This window comes from Caballeronia sp. ATUFL_M2_KS44 (assembly GCF_023630965.1).
Lineage (GTDB): Bacteria > Pseudomonadota > Gammaproteobacteria > Burkholderiales > Burkholderiaceae > Caballeronia > Caballeronia concitans.
The window spans coordinates 165,537-180,135 of the sequence record NZ_JALQEA010000028.1; the positions used below are offsets into that span (position 1 = coordinate 165,537).

Here is a 14,599-nt window from a genome sequence, read left to right on the forward strand (position 1 = left end):
ACCGCGCGCCTTGTCGCCGCTGCGTTGCTTCGACTTACTTTCCGCCGCCGACGAACTTCTGCATGCGCTTGTTGGCTTCGCCCGCGAGCGCATCGCGAAAGCGCTGGCCGAACGAGCCTGGCAACGTTTGCGCGGGCGTCGGCACCTGATTGCCGATGCCATCGGCTTCGGCGGATCCGGCGGGCATCGTATGCAGAAGCCGCACGTTGCCGGGCCCCGCGCCGAGCACGAGCCACGTATCGCCCACCTCGACGACCGCCACGCGTTCCTTGTTGCCGAGCGATGCGCCGCCCACCACCTTCACGAGACCGCTTCGCTTGCCGCCCTGAAAGCCGAACTTGCGGGCGAGCCACGCGCAGCCGAACACGAAGCCGATCACGATGACGAGCCCGAAGAGCGTCTGCAGCACCGCGCCGAAGCCGAGCGACGGCACCGCGCTTCCCGCGCCCACGCCCGATGCGATCTGCGCCGCGTGATTCACCGCGTTCATGTCGGCGGCACGGGCGAAAAGCGGTACGGCCAGAAGCGGTACGGCGAACAACGAACCAGCGGCGAGGCGTTTCATCGATTCAGCTTCCGGATACGTTCGGACGGCGTGATGATGTCCGTCAGGCGAATACCGAATTTATCGTTCACGACGACCACTTCGCCCTGCGCGATGAGACAGCCGTTCACGAGCACGTCCATCGGTTCGCCGGCGAGACCGTCGAGTTCCACCACCGAGCCTTGCGCGAGCTGCAGCAGGTTGCGGATCGCGATCTTCGTGCGGCCGAGTTCCACCGTCATCTGCACGGGGATGTCGAGAATCATCTCGATGTCGTTGCGCGTCGACGGGGGCGCGGCCTTCGAAAGCGGCTGGAACACGCCGGCGGATGCGGCCGGTGCTTCGTTGCCGTTCTGTTCGGCGAGCGCGGCCGCCCAGTCGTCCATGGCCATTTCGTCGTCCGTCGAAACGGTCGCGCCGGGCTGCGTGCCTTCCTGCATCAAATCACTCATAACTACCTTCCTTCGGGGAATCGCTTGCGCTGATCATCTTCTGGACGCGCAGCGCGTATTGACCATTGAAAATTCCGTAGCCGCATTCCATCACGGGCACGCCGTCCACCTTGGCGACGACCTGCTCGGGGATGTCGATCGGCAAGACATCGCCCACGCGCATGTTGAGCAGCTTCTCGAACGACGATCGAACCTCCGCGAGATCCACCGTCAGCTCCACTTCCGCCGATTGCACCTGCTGCGACAGCACGCGGACCCAGCGGCGGTCTACTTCGAGCGCTTCGCCTTGAATGGGCGAGGAGAGCACGTCGCGGATCGGCTCGATCATCGAGTACGGGAAGCAGATGTGCAGCGTGCCGCCCGTCGAGCCGAATTCGATCGTGAATTGCGTCACGATGACGATCTCGTTGGGCGTCGCGACGTTCGCGAACTGCGTGTGCATTTCCGAGCGCATGTATTCGAATTGCAGCGGACGCACGCTGCGCCACGAGGCCGCGTAGTGCTCGAACACGAGGTTGAGCAGCTTGTGGATGATGCGCTGCTCGGTCTGCGTGAACTCGCGGCCTTCGACGCGCGTGTGGAACCGCCCGTCGCCGCCGAAGAGGTTATCGACGACGAAGAACACGAGGTTCGGATCGAACACGAAGAGCGACGTGCCGCGCAACGGCTTGACGTGGACGAGGTTCAGGTTCGTCGGGATGGGCAGATTGCGCGTGAATTCGCTGTATTTCTGCACTTTCACGGGGCCGACGGAGATTTCCGCCGAGCGCCGCATGAAGTTGAAGATGCCGACGCGCATGAGTCGCGCGAAGCGGTCGTTGATGATTTCGAGGCCGGGCATCCGGCCGCGTACGATGCGTTCCTGCGTCGCGATGTTGTAGGGACGCACACCGACGGGTTTGTTCTCGTCGGAGACCTGGTCGATTTCGCCGGTGACGCCCTTGAGGAGGGCATCGACCTCCTCTTGCGACATGAACTCTTCGTGGCCCATGACTCTGTTCGTTCCTTAAAGATGGGATGCCGTGGGCTTACTGGACGACGAATTCGGTGAACAGCACTTCATCGACGTGCGCCGGATGTTCGGGCGAGTTGGCGATGCTTTCGACGGCGCTGCGCAGTTCGGCGGCGAGCTTGCGTTTGCCGTCGATGGTCGCGAGGTCTTCCGGGTGCTTGCCCGAGAGGATGAGCAGCACGCGGCTGCGGATTTCGGGCATGCGTTCGGTGAGCGCGGCCTGCGCTTTCTCTTCCTTGAGCTTGAGCGTCAGGCCGACGCGCAGGTAATGCATGATGCCGTCGTCGGCTTGCAGGTTGACGGTGAGCGAATCGAGCGGGAAGAACACGGGCGGCGGCGGCGGTGCGGGCTTGCTCGCGTGGCCGGATTTTCCGAGCAGGAAGTAGGCGCCGCCGGCGCCCGCGCCGAGCAGGACGATTGCGCCGATCGCGATGATCAGGATGCGCTTGAGTTTGCCGCTTTTAGCGGGAACGATGGGTTGCTGGTTTGCGGTCGTGGTAGCCATGAATGCGTGCCTCTTTCGATAGGATGCATTGTTCGCTATCGCGTAAGGTTGTGATGGGGGGAATAGAGGGGAGATTTGGGGCTATCTTTGGGTTTTGCACTGGAGCGCGGTTTGGGGGTTTTGTTGGGGGGCTAGTTCTTTTCGCGTCGGTCTATTAGTGCGCCCCTCCCCGGGGCAGGGGTCACTTTCTTTGCTGCTGCAAAGAAAGTAACCAAAGAAAGCAGCTTTTTCGCCCGCACTCCGTTTTTCGATGTTGCACTCCGTAGACCCACGTTGGCACTCAGCTTGACGCAACCTTGAATCGCCTTCCGCGCCCGCTGAGCGCCAGCCCTTGCGAGCCCCCGGGCTCGACAAAACCATTGGTTTGCAACGCGCCACTTGAAAGGACGAATTTCACCGAACCTACTCATCGCCGCGATCAATGCGTGCGAACTTGGCTCATAGCGTCGTTTGCGGTTGCTGGGTGGAGTCTTTGAGTTTTGCGTGGGCGCTAGTACGCGATGGTGTTGTCGAGCCCGGGGGCTCGCATGGGGTGGCGCTCAGCGGGCGCGGAAGGTGATTCAGGGTTGATTGAAGCTGAGTGCCAACGTGGTGCTACGGAGTGCTCACGGCTTAGGTGCTTTGGGCCCGGAAAGCTGCTTTCTTTGGTTACTTTCTTTGCAGCAGCAAAGAAAGTGACCCCCGCCCCGGGGAGGGGCGTGCTAATAGACCGACGCGTGAAAACGAAGTAACGAATAAAAGCCCGCCCCGGCAAAGAGGGGCAAAAAAACCCTCACCTGACCAACGAACGCCGCTTCATTTCCAACTGAGTAATGAGGCGCTGGAGAGTATTCTCCGCCGACCCCGGCATTGAAACGAACTTGAACCCGAGCGTGAACCGCCGATCGCCCTTCGGCGTAACCGTCTCGCGATGCGAAACCAGCTTGAGATCGAGCGTCACCTTGCCCGTAGCGGTGAAGTGCAATTCAGCATCCTGAATCACGACGCCCATTTCCATATCCGCGACGCGCTCGTCCATCGTGCGCAACGCCACGCCGCCCAGCGACAAATCGTGCACCTCGAAGCGGAACCGGTCGCCATCGGGCAACGAGCCGCTGCAAATATACGGATCCAGCACCGGCGCCTCGACGCGGAAATACTCGCGACGCTGCATGTAGTACAACACCGGCGGAAACTCCGCCTCGAACGCCGGCCGGCCATCGAACACGGTCTCGCGCGCCGCGCCCGTCGTGAACTCCACGCGAACGCCCTCCGGCGCCGCATGAAAAACGAGCTTCTGCGCACGCAGCACATCGCGATTCTGCTCCGCCACGCCGCCCCAGTCGAACGTGAACCGGTGCGACGTCACATCGACATCCAGCAGCCGCGTGACGATCTGCCCGTCGCCATATTGCGCCGTCAGAAAATCCCCGCGATTCGCCAGATTGCGCAGCGATACGCCGATCTCCAGCGGATTCCGACGCCCGAAATCCACTTCGTGGTCGATCTCGTCATCGGCTAATTCATGCTTGTGATTGGTATTCATGGTGCTGGCCGTGTTCATTTTGCCCTCGCATCGCCGGTCTTTTTTACGCCGTTCGGCGAACCGGACCCCGTCGATCCGGCACTGTCGTCCACGAGTTAGCGGCATGCCTCATGAAAAGTTTAGGGGCCGTCGAGAAATTTCTGTGTGGTGCGCCGTCCCCTTCGACGTAAAACGTTTGCACCCTCCGGGCGCCCCGCAACTGCCTCGAACCGCGCTTGGTCAAACGATCTGCTTCATGATCGAAATGAGCTTCTTCGCGTACTGCGGGTCCGTCGCGTAGCCCGCCTTCTGCATGCCGTGCGCGAAGCCCGCGACGTCGCGCGACGCTTCCACCACCGGCGCATAACGCGGATTGCTCTTGATGAAGCTCGCGTAATCCGTCAGCGCATCTTCGTATGAATCGTAGGCGCGGAAGCGCTCCACCACCTTCTTCGGCTGGCCGTTCACATACTCCGTCGTCACCGCGTTGACCGTCTTGCCTGTCCAGTTGCTCGTCGCCTTGATGCCGAAAATGTTGTGAGTCGTCTCGCCGTTCGCCTGCTTGATCTCGCGCTTGCCCCAGCCCGACTCGAGCGCCGCCTGACCGATGATGAAGCGCGCCGGAATGCCCGTCGCCGCGCTCGCCGCCTGCGCGGGCGCCGCCAGCCGCTCGACGAACGCATTCACCTTGTCCGAACCGTTGCCGTGCGCGGGCGGGTCCAGCGAACTCGCCGCCGAATAACCCCGGCCATCGCCGAGCGATCCGCCGTTCTTGTTCGCCTGCGCCGCCGCATAGGCTTTCGCCATCGCGTTCATCGCGGCGATGTTGCCCGCGTTCGATTCGATATCGCCGCCGCCGCCCGACATGCCGCCGAGCGCCTGCATCGCGTTCATCGACTTTGCGCCGCCCGCGCCGCCCATGATGTTCGCGTCGGCCTTGCCGCCGGCGTTGCGCATCAGTTGCTTGAGCATCATGTCCGCCACGCCGATGCCCTTCGACGACATCTGCTGCGACAACTGCTGGTCGAGCATCGCCGTGAACGACTTCGAATCGTTCGATTCGAACGGACTGTCGGATGGCGTCGCGTCGCGCATGCTCTTCAGCATCATCTGCGTGAAGACGGCGTCGAACTGCTGCGCGGCGGCCTTGAGACCTTGCTGCGGATTCGCGCCGGCCTGCGCACGCAGCGCATCGAAGCCCTGCGTGTCGAGCGCGAACCGGTTCGAGAGATTCGACAGTCCGCTCGTATCGGTCGATGCCAGCGGCGTGCTGGCGATACCGTTCGTATTCGAGTTCATGTGCCGCCCCCGTTAGATGATTTCGAGGTCGGCGCGCAGCGCGCCTGCCGCCTTCATCGACTGAAGGATCGAAATCAGGTCCGCGGGCGTCGCGCCGAGCGCATTCAGCCCCTTCACGACATCCGCGAGATTCGCGCCCGCCGACAGCATCTTGAGCGCGCCGCTATCCTGCTTGAGCTGAATCTGCGACTGCTTCGCCGCCACCGTCTGCCCGTTGGAGAGCGCGTTCGGCTGGCTCACCGCCGTCTGCGTGTTGATGACCACCGACAGATTCCCGTGCGCGACCGCGCAGTTCTGCAGCGTGACCATCTGATTCATCACGATGGACCCGGTGCGCGCGTTGAGAATCACCTTCGCGGCGGCCTGCGCCGGACGCACGTCGATGTTCTGCAACTGCGCCATGAACGACACCTGCTCGGCGGCGTCCGTCGGCGCGCGAAGCTGGATCGTGCGGCCATCGAGCGCGAGCGCCGTGCCCATGCCGAACTGGTTGTTCACCGCCGCGACCACGCGCTGCGTCGTGTCGAAGTCCATCTCGCGCAGTTCCATCTGCATGACGCCGCCTTGCTGCTGGAGCGCCGTCGGCACCGCGCGCTCGACGATCGCGCCGCCGGAAATGCGGCCCACCGCGAGCTGGTTGACCTGCACCTTGCTGCCGTTCGCGCTCGCGCCCGCGCCGCCGACGACGAGGTTGCCCTGCGCCATCGCGTAGACCTGGCCGTCCGCGCCCTTCAGCGGCGACATGAGGAGCGTGCCGCCGCGCAGGCTCTTCGCGTTGCCGAGCGACGAAACGGTCACGTCGATCGCTTCGCCGGGACGCGAGAACGGCGGCAGCGTCGCGGTCACCATCACGGCGGCGACGTTCTTCAACTGCATGTTCTGCGTCGTCGCCGGATTCACGGTGATGCCCAGGTTGCCGAGCATGTTCGTGAGCGACTGCGTGGTGAACGGCGTCTGCATGGTCTGGTCGCCGGTGCCGTCGAGACCCACGACGAGGCCGTAGCCGATCAGCGGGTTGTCGCGCACGCCCTGGAACGAGACGAGATCCTTGAGACGTTCGGCATGCGCGTGCTGCGCGGCGCCGATGGCGACCAGCGCGGCCGCGAGCGAGAACGAAAGGAAACGTTGGAGCGGAGTCATGATCAGAACGGCGCGACGTTGAGGAAGAAGCGTTGGAGCCAGCCCATGTTCTCCGCTTCGTCGATATAGCCCTTCGCCGAATATTCGATCTTCGCGTCGGCGATTTGCGTGGAGTACACGGTGTTGCTGCCCGAGATGGTCGTCGGATTGACGACGCCCGAGAAGCGCACGAATTCGTTGCCCTGGTTGATGAGCATCTGCTTCTCGCCGCTCACCATCAGGTTCCCGTTCGGCAGCACTTCGGTGACGGTCACGGTCAGCGTGCCGCTGAACGTGTTGGCCGCGCTCGCGCCGCCCGCCGCCGTGAACTTGTTCGCGCCGGTCGCCGACAGATTCGTGTTGTTGAAGAGACCGCCGAAGATGCCGGGCGTCGTCGGCACGGAGAACGAGCCGGAGCCGCCGCGGTTGGTGTTCGCCGCCGACGACTTCGTCGCGTTGACGTTTTCGGAAATCACGATCGTCAGGATGTCGCCGACATTGCGCGGCCGCTGGTCTTCGAAAAGCGGCCGGCCCGCGTAGCCCGCGTTGTAGATCGCGCCGGGCGAGCGCGTGCCGGAAGGCGGCTGCGGCGGACGCGCGGTCATCGGCTGCTGGATGATCGGCTCTTTCGGCACGAGGCCGCATGCGGCCAGCGCGGCAACCAGCGCCGCCGTCGAGGCACGCGCGAGGAGGTGTTTAAGCGACATCTTGATAACTCGTCTGATGCGAAATGTAGCGCTAGTGTGACGCCATCCTCGCGAATTCCATCTGTCGAATAGAGGGTTAAACCTGCATTTGCGAGAGCGTCTGCAGCATCTGGTCGGACGTCGTCACGGCCTTGCTGTTGATTTCGTACGCGCGCTGCGTCTGGATCATGTTGACGAGTTCCTGCACCACGTTCACGTTCGACGCTTCCACGTAGCCTTGCTGCAGCGAGCCCGCGCCGTTCAGTCCCGGCTGCGACACGTTCGGCGCGCCCGAGCTGCCCGTTTCGGAGAACAGGTTTTCGCCGCGCGCTTCGAGACCGGCCGGGTTGATGAACGTCGCGAGCTGAATGGCGCCGACGTTCGTGGCGGCCGTCGTGCCCGGCTGCGTGATCGACACCGTGCCGTCCGAGCCGATGGTGATCGACGTCGCGTTCTGCGGAATGGTGATCGCCGGATTCAGCTGATAGCCGCTCGACGTCACGAGCTGGCCTTGCGCGTTGGTCTGGAAGGAGCCGTCGCGCGTGTAGGCGGTGGTGCCGTCGGGCATCGTCACCTGAAAGAAGCCTTGCCCGTTGATGGCGACGTCCTTCGAATTGCCCGTCTGCTGCAGGTTGCCCTGCGTGTAGAGGCGCTCGGTCGCGACTTGCTGCACGCCGGTGCCGAGCTGGATGCCCGAGGCGAGTTCGGTTTGCTGCGTCGAGTTCGCGCCCGGCTGGCGGGTCGTCTGATACAGCAGGTCCTCGAACACCGCGCGCGAACCCTTGAAGCCGTTGGTGGCCACGTTCGCGAGGTTGTTCGAGATCACGTCCATCTGCGCTTGCTGCGCGTTCATGCCGGTCGCGGCGATGTAAAGAGAGCGATTCATGTTCGTTTCCTGATGTGCTTCGCCGCTTAGGAGAAGTTAAGCAACTTGTTGGCCGATTGTTCGTTCTGGTCCGCCGATTCCATGAGCTTCGTCTGCATCTGGAACTGGCGCGCGTTGGTGATCATCGAGACCATCGCGGAGACCGGATTCACGTTGCTGCCTTCGAGCGCGCCGCCGGCCACGACGACGCTCGGGTCCGCGTCGGCGGGGTCGCCGCTCGCGGTGCGATACAGGCCGTCGTCGCCGCGCGTGAGCGTCGCCGGATCGGGATTGACGAGCTTCAACTGATCGACGGTTGCGATGGCGGTCGGCGGATCGCCCGGAATCAGCGCGGAGATCGTGCCGTCTTTCCCGATGGTCACTTCGGCGCCCGGCGGCACCGACATCGGGCCGCCGTTGCCGAGCACCGGCAGGTTGTTCGCCGTGACGAGCTGACCGTTCTGATCGACGTGCAGATTGCCCGCGCGCGTGTACGCCTCGCCGCCGTCCGCCGTTTGCACGGAGAGCCAGCCCGGTCCCTGAATGGCGACGTCGAGCGGATTGCCGGTCTGCTGGATCGGGCCGGCGGAGTAGTCGGCGGTCGGCGTCGACGAGAGCACGAAGGTGCGCGTCGAGCCGTCGGCGGACTGGTTCTCGAACGACATCGGCACCTGACGGAACGCCGCGAGCTGCGCCTTGAAACCCGTGGTCGATGCGTTCGCGAGGTTGTTCGCGACGACGGCTTGCTGCTCGAGCGACTGGCTTGCGCCGGTCATCGCGGTGTAGATCAGACGGTCCATGAATCGCTTTCCTGTTTCCTATGCGTGCGGACGCTGCTTACAGATTGATCAGCGTCTGGTCGACGGTCTGCTGCGTCTTGATCGTTTGCGCGTTCGCCTGATAGTTGCGCTGCGCGGTGATCAGGTTCACGAGCTCGCTCGTCAGGTCCACGTTCGAGTCTTCCACCGCGCCGCCTTGCAGCGTGCCGTGGTTCGTCGAGCCGGGCACGCCCACTTGCGCCGCGCCCGAAGCCGCCGTCTGCGCGTACACGTTGCCGCCGAGGTTCTGCAGGCCGTTCTGGTTGTTGAAGTTCGCGATGGCGATCTGGCCGAGCGCCTTCGTTTCGCCGTTCGAGTAGTTGCCGGTCAGCATGCCGTCCGTGCCGACGGTGAAGCCCGTCAGTTCGCCCGTGCTGTTGCCGTCCTGATGCAGGTTCGACAGGCCGCTCGTCGCGCCGTACTGGGTCGTGCCGGACAGATCGAGCGTGATCGTCTGCGTCGCGCCCGGCGTCTTGTCGGCGCCGTTGGGAATCGTGAACGTGAACTTGGTGCCGCCGCTCGACGGCACGCTCACGCCCGACGTCGACGTGGACGACAACGCCGTGCCCGTCAGCGCGCCCGACGAATTGAAGCTCACCGCGCCGAGGTCGGTTTGCTGCGAGACGGGGTCGCCGTAGCCGGCATACGCTTCCCACGTGCCGGTGTCGGTCTTGGTGAAGTAGACGGACACTTTCTGCGTGCCGCCGAGCGAGTCGTACACATCCACCGAAGTCGATGCGTTGTACGTGTTGCCGTTGGTCGGATCGAAGCCGGAAACGGGCTTGTCGGCGTCCTGCGAGTTCAGGTTGAACGCCGCGGTGATCGTCTTCGTCGCGCTCGGCGCGATGTTCGCGGTCGGCACCGTGAGCGGCACCGTGCTCGCGCTGTTGACGACGCCGCCCGAATCGGCTGCGTAGCCCATCAGTTGCAGGCCGGCCGAGTTGACGATCTTGCCGCTGTCGTCCAGATGGAACACGCCGTTGCGCGAATACACGATCGAGCCGTTGTTCGACAGCTGATAGAAACCGTTGCCGTTGATGGCGACGTCGAGCGCCTGGTTGGTCGTCGTGATCGTGCCTTGCGAGAACTGCTGCTGCACTTCCGCGAGGCGCGTGCCGATGCCGATCTGGTTCGACACGGCCGTGGCCATGGAACTCGCGTACATGTCGGCGAACTGCGCGGCGCCCTGCTTGAAGCCGACGGTATTCGCGTTCGCGATGTTGTTGCCGATCACATCGAGGTCGCTCGACGCGGCGCCCAGACCGCTCAATGCTTGTTGGTAGCTCATGTTTGTCTCTCGGCCGGGCGTGTCCCGGCATCAAAGGAATAGGGAATCAAAGAATCGAGGCGACGCTGGACAGCGCGACCGTCGAACCGTTCGCGAGCTTGAGGCCCGGCGCGCCGCCCGACATCTGCACGACGCTCTGCACCTGCGAAGCCGACAGCGTCGTGGCGGTCGCCTGCTGGCCGTTGATCGTGCCTTGCGCGGTGATCGTGTAGCTGCCGTCCGCGAGCGTGGCGCCCTTCGAATCGACCGGCGTCCAGCCCGATACCGGCACGACGCCCGCGCCTTGCGCGCCGAGATCGAGCGTGTTGACGATGTTCCCCGACTTGTCCTTCACGACGATCTGCAGGTCGCTGACATCGTTGGCGAGCTGCACGCCGAAGTTCGACGACGCGCCGCTCGACACGCTCACCGTGTTGCCCGGCGCGAGCACGTTCGAGCCGATGAGCAGCGCGGCTTGCGTCGACTGGCCGGCGGAGAGTTGCGTCGCGAGCGAACTGAGCGACGTGTTCAACTGGCCGATGCCCGACACGGTGTTGATCTGCGCGAGCTGCGAAGTCATCTGCGAGCTGTCGGCGGGATTGGTCGGGTCCTGGTTCTTGAGCTGCGTCACGAGCAGCGTCAGGAACGTGTTCTGCAGATCCGAGGCGGACGTGCCGGACGTGCCGCTCGTGCTGCTGCTGGATGACGACGACGCGCTCGACGCGCCGTTCATGGTGTCGAGCAGCGTCTGCGACACGGTGGTGCCGTTGCTGCCGATCGTGGTGTTGGTGGTCACGGGTTAATCCTCAGAGTCCGGTTCAGGTTCCGATGGTCAAGGTCTTGAGCATCAATTGCTTGGCGGTATTGAGCGTCTCGACGTTCGCCTGATAGGAACGCGACGCGGAAATCATGTTGACCATCTCCTGCACGGGATCGACGTTCGGCATCGTCACGTAGCCGTCCGCGTTCGCTGCGGGATTGCTCGGGTCGTAGCTGGTTTTCATGGGGCTCGGATCGTCGATGACGCCCGTGACCTGCACGCCGCCGACCTGCTGGCCGGAGCCGCTTTTCGCGCCGCCGAGCGGATCGACGGCGAACACGACCTGCTTCGCCTTGTACGGCTGGCCGTCCGGGCCGGTCGTGCTGTCCGCGTTCGCGAGATTCGACGCGGTCACGTTCAGGCGCTGCGCCTGAGCCGACATCGCCGAACCGGCGACGCTGAATATGTTCATCAATGAAGGCATGGCTTCCCTTAACCTTTCTTAACTGCGCTTAGCTGTTGGACGTGATGGCGGACAGCATCGACTTGATCTGCGAGCTGAGCACCGTCATGCCGGCTTCGAAGTGCAGCGCGTTGTCCGCGAACTGCACGCGCTCCGAGTCCAGATCGACGGTGTTGCCGTCGAGCGACGGCTGGCTCGGCACGCGATACGCGAGCCGGCCGTAGTCGTCGCTCGAACCGCCGGATGCGGCGAGCGTCGACGTGCCGGACATGTGACCTTGCGCGGTCACGGCCATCGACGCGCCGCTGCTGATCGAGACCGGCTGCGCCATCTTGAGCGTCGATCCATTCGATGCCGCCGATGCCCCGCCGCCCTGCTTCAGCGCGCCGGCGAGCGCGGTCGAGAAATCGACGTCGCGCGCCTTGTAGCCGGGCGTGTCGGCGTTGGCGATATTCGACGACAGCAGTTCCTGCCGGTAAGCGCGTACGTCGAGCGCCTCGCGGCCGAACGCGAATTCCTTGTCGAGCTTGTCTAGCATTCCCGGGGTTCCCCAAGTTGGTGTCGCATGCGCCCGGCGCACCGCGCGGGCCTTTTTGCATGACACGCATCTTAGGAGCGGCGCGCAATTACTAATCCGATGAATAACCGGGAAACGCGGCCTCTATTCGAGGCTTGGACGCGGCGCGGCGTATCTAGAATCTGGGTCGTGGTGAGAAGCCGGCGTTTTTTCCGGCGCTTGGGCCAGGTTGCCGCCGTGGGCGGATCGAATGAATCGAACGAATCGAATGACGCGTGTGCGCCTTGGCGCGGCGAGCGAGGGAGAGAAGTGATGAGCAGGTCCGCCAGGCATCCGTCGAAAGCAGCGGCGCTTCGTGCAGCGTCGTTCGCACGCAGCGCGTCGCGATGCGTGGCGGGCGTGTCGCTGTTCGTCGGCGTCGCTACGGGCGCGTTCGCGCAGCAAAGCGACGGCTTCATCGCGATTCCCGGCAACGCGGAGACGAATCCGTCAGCGGTGGCGGACATGGCGAAAGGGTTGGCCGCGAAGCCTGCCGCTGCGCCGTCTGCGTCGGTGGCCGTCGCCGCTCCCGCTCCGGCGCCCGCGCCCTATCTCGCGCCTGTGCCCAGCTATCGCGCCGCGACGAAGGCCGCCGATGCCGCCATGCGCCACGCCGCGCTCGCGCTCGATGCCCGCGCCGAAGCCGCCGCCGACGCAATGGACGCAATGGACGACGCCAGCGGAATGATCGTCATTCCCGGAACCGGCGAGCCGAAGCCCGCTGCTGCGGTTGCCGCGACTGCCGCCGTTGCGCCAGCAAAGCCGGCCGCATCGCGCGATGTGATTCCCGTCGTGGTCACGCGCGACGACACGGCTGCGTCCCGCAACGCCAGCGCGCGTCCGATCGCGGCCGGCGATGCATCGCCCGTCAAGCGCGCCACTTACAACACGCCCGCGAGCGCGGACGCCGCTTCCCCGATGAAGCGCGTGAGCTTTTCGCCGTCATCGGCAACGACGCAAGCGCCCGCTGCCGCCGCCACGGCGCAGGACGGCGAAGCCATCCGCGCCGCTGCGCTCTCGTTTCTCCAGCAACAGACCGCGGGCCTGCCCGGCAAGGTCGATATCACCGTCACGCCCGTTTTCCCGCGCGGCCTCGCCGCCTGCTCGGTGCTCGATCCGTTCATGCCCACGGGCGCGCGTCTCTGGGGCCGCGTGACGGTCGGCGTGCGCTGCGTCGGCGAGCGCCCGTGGACGCTGTATGTCCAGGCGCGCATCTCGATCAACGCGACGTACTACACCGCCGCGCGCGCCATTTCGCCGGGCGAAGTGCTCGCCAGCGCCGACCTCGTCGCCCGCGACGGCGATCTCACCGCGATGCCGCAAGCCGTCGTCACGGATCCGTCGCAGGCAGTCGGCGCGGTCGCGTTGTCGCGCGTGCCGGCGGGCCTGCCGCTGCGCACCGACATGCTGCGCGCGGCGAGTTCGGTGGCGATCGGCCAGACGGTTCACGTGGTCGCGGACGGCTCCGGCTTCTCCATTTCCTCCGAAGGCAGCGCGATGAACAACGCCGCGCCCGGCCAGCAAATCCGCGTGAAAACGGCGGGGGGCCAGATCATCACGGGCGTCGTGAAGGACAGCCAGACGGTGGAGATCCGGATGTAAAGAGGCGCTGGCCGTCCATTCCCGACCGGGCCAGCGCGGTTCAGATCGCATCGAAAATCGTCACCAGCTAGATGTTTCATTTTGTTGCAATTCCAGCGAATCCCCGTCCGACAAGGCTTTCCGGGCGATGATCGCGCCGAACGTGTGTTGCGCCACACAGGCCAGGGTAAAGTTTTCCAAACCCTCCGCCGATAAAAGACTCAACACGTTCGGGAATGGACATCGTGAAAATCGAATCGAATAGCAACACCACTCTGGCGAGCCTGCAAGACGGCGCGCAACGTGCATCGCAGGGCGATGCGAAAACTGCCGCAACCACCGCGCCGGCGAATGACGTCAAAGCGGACGTGAGCGCGGGCGGGAAAGCGGGCGGAACATCGACGGTCAGCCTGTCGACGTTGTCGTCCGACTTGCGCGCATCGAACGGTTCGGACATCGATACGGCGAAAGTCGAATCGATCAAGGCCGCGATCCGCGACGGCAGCCTGAAGATGGACACCAGCAAGATCGCCGACGGCATTTTGAGCACCGCGCGCGACCTGCTGCAAACGAGAACCCCGCCGACCGGCGGCTGAAACGCAACGACCCGGGTTCGCCCGGAATACGACGTGGACAGCGCCGGGCGGCTTCGACCCAACCCGCGTTTTAGCGAGCTGCAATGAGAGACGCCCTGCTTGCCACTGTCATCGAAGAAGTCGCCGCCGTTCTGGCGTTCGAATCCCTCCTCGCCCACGAGGAAAAAGCGCTGATCGCCGCGCAGCCGCTCGCCGCGCTGCCGGGGATCATCGAGGAAAAGACCGCGCTGACCGAGCGCATCGGCACACTCGAAAAGCAGCGCGACGCGCAACTTGGCGCGCTCGGGCTGCCGGGCGGATTCATCGGCATGGAAGCCGCCGCCGAAACCGACGCGCAGATCGCCGAGCAATGGGCGCTGCTGTGCGCCGCCGCCCGCCGCGCGAAACAGGGCAACAACAACAACGGCGTGCTGATCCGCACGCGCATGGAATACAACCGCAAGACGCTCGCGGCGTTGCAGGTCGCGCCGTCGAGAGCCGGTTTCTACGGCCCGGACGGACGCGTGCCCGGCGCCTGACGCGCGTTTCTCCCCTACTCTCACGGCGCATGACTTCACCGGTCATGCGCCGTT

17 protein-coding genes are annotated in these 14,599 nt (G+C 64.5%); 3 read left to right on the forward strand and 14 right to left on the reverse strand.

The window, feature by feature from the left end:
• Positions 1 to 34 precede the first annotated feature (34 nt).
• The 14 genes from fliO to flgB form a co-directional block, all read right to left on the reverse strand.
• Positions 35 to 565 carry a flagellar biosynthetic protein FliO gene (fliO, locus tag NCR39_RS13385; protein WP_250452603.1) on the reverse strand — a complete coding sequence of 177 codons (531 nt, stop codon included), beginning with the start codon at positions 563 to 565 and terminating at the stop codon, positions 35 to 37.
• Positions 562 to 996 (reverse strand): flagellar motor switch protein FliN, encoded by a 435-nt coding sequence (fliN, locus tag NCR39_RS13390; RefSeq protein WP_250452604.1) that lies wholly within the window; start codon positions 994 to 996, stop codon positions 562 to 564. Before fliN ends, fliO begins: the two co-directional genes overlap by 4 nt.
• A complete protein-coding gene (fliM, locus tag NCR39_RS13395; protein ID WP_040052870.1) occupies positions 989 to 1,987 on the reverse strand; it encodes a flagellar motor switch protein FliM in 999 nt (332 codons plus the stop codon). The genes fliN and fliM overlap by 8 nt, the downstream gene beginning before the upstream one ends.
• A gap of 37 nt (positions 1,988 to 2,024) precedes the next feature.
• Positions 2,025 to 2,513 carry a flagellar basal body-associated protein FliL gene (gene fliL / locus NCR39_RS13400; RefSeq protein ID WP_250452605.1) on the reverse strand — a complete coding sequence of 163 codons (489 nt, stop codon included), beginning with the start codon at positions 2,511 to 2,513 and terminating at the stop codon, positions 2,025 to 2,027.
• A gap of 772 nt (positions 2,514 to 3,285) precedes the next feature.
• A complete protein-coding gene (locus NCR39_RS13405) occupies positions 3,286 to 4,038 on the reverse strand; it encodes a flagellar brake protein (protein WP_250452606.1) in 753 nt (250 codons plus the stop codon).
• 219 nt (positions 4,039 to 4,257) lie between these two features.
• On the reverse strand, positions 4,258 to 5,316 hold the full coding sequence (flgJ, locus tag NCR39_RS13410; protein WP_250452607.1) for a flagellar assembly peptidoglycan hydrolase FlgJ: 1,059 nt from the start codon (positions 5,314 to 5,316) through the stop codon (positions 4,258 to 4,260).
• A 12-nt stretch (positions 5,317 to 5,328) separates the two neighbouring features.
• Entirely contained in the window at positions 5,329 to 6,456 is a 1,128-nt protein-coding gene (locus NCR39_RS13415) for a flagellar basal body P-ring protein FlgI (RefSeq protein WP_250452608.1), read from the reverse strand.
• Between the two features lie 2 nt (positions 6,457 to 6,458).
• Positions 6,459 to 7,142 (reverse strand): flagellar basal body L-ring protein FlgH, encoded by a 684-nt coding sequence (locus tag NCR39_RS13420; RefSeq protein WP_250452609.1) that lies wholly within the window; start codon positions 7,140 to 7,142, stop codon positions 6,459 to 6,461.
• Between the two features lie 76 nt (positions 7,143 to 7,218).
• Positions 7,219 to 8,007 carry a flagellar basal-body rod protein FlgG gene (flgG, locus tag NCR39_RS13425; RefSeq protein WP_040052864.1) on the reverse strand — a complete coding sequence of 263 codons (789 nt, stop codon included), beginning with the start codon at positions 8,005 to 8,007 and terminating at the stop codon, positions 7,219 to 7,221.
• Between the two features lie 26 nt (positions 8,008 to 8,033).
• Entirely contained in the window at positions 8,034 to 8,786 is a 753-nt protein-coding gene (gene flgF, locus NCR39_RS13430; protein ID WP_250452610.1) for a flagellar basal-body rod protein FlgF, read from the reverse strand.
• A 37-nt stretch (positions 8,787 to 8,823) separates the two neighbouring features.
• The gene (gene flgE, locus NCR39_RS13435) at positions 8,824 to 10,092 is read right to left on the reverse strand and encodes a flagellar hook protein FlgE (RefSeq protein WP_250452611.1); all 1,269 of its coding nucleotides are present in this window, start codon (positions 10,090 to 10,092) and stop codon (positions 8,824 to 8,826) included.
• Between the two features lie 46 nt (positions 10,093 to 10,138).
• Positions 10,139 to 10,867: a flagellar hook assembly protein FlgD gene (locus NCR39_RS13440; RefSeq protein WP_250452612.1), complete on the reverse strand. Its 729-nt coding sequence runs from the start codon at positions 10,865 to 10,867 to the stop codon at positions 10,139 to 10,141.
• Positions 10,868 to 10,889: 22 nt separating this feature from the next.
• Positions 10,890 to 11,315 carry a flagellar basal body rod protein FlgC gene (gene flgC / locus NCR39_RS13445; protein ID WP_250452613.1) on the reverse strand — a complete coding sequence of 142 codons (426 nt, stop codon included), beginning with the start codon at positions 11,313 to 11,315 and terminating at the stop codon, positions 10,890 to 10,892.
• Positions 11,316 to 11,343: 28 nt separating this feature from the next.
• Complete coding sequence (gene flgB, locus NCR39_RS13450) at positions 11,344 to 11,832, reverse strand: flagellar basal body rod protein FlgB (protein WP_250452614.1); 489 nt, start codon at positions 11,830 to 11,832, stop codon at positions 11,344 to 11,346.
• A gap of 291 nt (positions 11,833 to 12,123) precedes the next feature.
• Here flgB and flgA point away from each other — a divergent pair, with 291 nt between their 5' ends.
• From flgA to NCR39_RS13465, 3 genes are all read left to right on the forward strand, one after another.
• Entirely contained in the window at positions 12,124 to 13,452 is a 1,329-nt protein-coding gene (flgA, locus tag NCR39_RS13455) for a flagellar basal body P-ring formation chaperone FlgA (protein WP_250452615.1), read from the forward strand.
• A 215-nt stretch (positions 13,453 to 13,667) separates the two neighbouring features.
• Entirely contained in the window at positions 13,668 to 14,027 is a 360-nt protein-coding gene (flgM, locus tag NCR39_RS13460; RefSeq protein ID WP_284507210.1) for a flagellar biosynthesis anti-sigma factor FlgM, read from the forward strand.
• An 83-nt stretch (positions 14,028 to 14,110) separates the two neighbouring features.
• A complete protein-coding gene (locus NCR39_RS13465) occupies positions 14,111 to 14,545 on the forward strand; it encodes a flagella synthesis protein FlgN (protein ID WP_250452616.1) in 435 nt (144 codons plus the stop codon).
• Positions 14,546 to 14,599: the final 54 nt, after the last annotated feature.

Excerpts from the sequence above, each read along its gene's own strand:
- fliO (WP_250452603.1), bottom strand. The coding sequence starts at position 565 with ATGAAACGCCTCGCCGCTGGTTCGTTGTTCGCCGTACCGCTTCTGGCC.
- flgG (WP_040052864.1), bottom strand. The coding sequence starts at position 8,007 with ATGAATCGCTCTCTTTACATCGCCGCGACCGGCATGAACGCGCAGCAA.
- flgF (WP_250452610.1), bottom strand. The coding sequence starts at position 8,786 with ATGGACCGTCTGATCTACACCGCGATGACCGGCGCAAGCCAGTCGCTC.
- fliN (WP_250452604.1), bottom strand. The coding sequence starts at position 996 with ATGAGTGATTTGATGCAGGAAGGCACGCAGCCCGGCGCGACCGTTTCG.
- fliM (WP_040052870.1), bottom strand. The coding sequence starts at position 1,987 with ATGGGCCACGAAGAGTTCATGTCGCAAGAGGAGGTCGATGCCCTCCTC.
- NCR39_RS13415 (WP_250452608.1), bottom strand. The coding sequence starts at position 6,456 with ATGACTCCGCTCCAACGTTTCCTTTCGTTCTCGCTCGCGGCCGCGCTG.
- NCR39_RS13465 (WP_250452616.1), top strand. The coding sequence starts at position 14,111 with ATGAGAGACGCCCTGCTTGCCACTGTCATCGAAGAAGTCGCCGCCGTT.
- flgC (WP_250452613.1), bottom strand. The coding sequence starts at position 11,315 with ATGCCTTCATTGATGAACATATTCAGCGTCGCCGGTTCGGCGATGTCG.
- flgM (WP_284507210.1), top strand. The coding sequence starts at position 13,668 with ATGGACATCGTGAAAATCGAATCGAATAGCAACACCACTCTGGCGAGC.
- NCR39_RS13420 (WP_250452609.1), bottom strand. The coding sequence starts at position 7,142 with ATGTCGCTTAAACACCTCCTCGCGCGTGCCTCGACGGCGGCGCTGGTT.
- flgB (WP_250452614.1), bottom strand. The coding sequence starts at position 11,832 with ATGCTAGACAAGCTCGACAAGGAATTCGCGTTCGGCCGCGAGGCGCTC.
- fliL (WP_250452605.1), bottom strand. The coding sequence starts at position 2,513 with ATGGCTACCACGACCGCAAACCAGCAACCCATCGTTCCCGCTAAAAGC.
- NCR39_RS13405 (WP_250452606.1), bottom strand. The coding sequence starts at position 4,038 with ATGAATACCAATCACAAGCATGAATTAGCCGATGACGAGATCGACCAC.
- flgE (WP_250452611.1), bottom strand. The coding sequence starts at position 10,092 with ATGAGCTACCAACAAGCATTGAGCGGTCTGGGCGCCGCGTCGAGCGAC.
- flgJ (WP_250452607.1), bottom strand. The coding sequence starts at position 5,316 with ATGAACTCGAATACGAACGGTATCGCCAGCACGCCGCTGGCATCGACC.
- flgA (WP_250452615.1), top strand. The coding sequence starts at position 12,124 with ATGAGCAGGTCCGCCAGGCATCCGTCGAAAGCAGCGGCGCTTCGTGCA.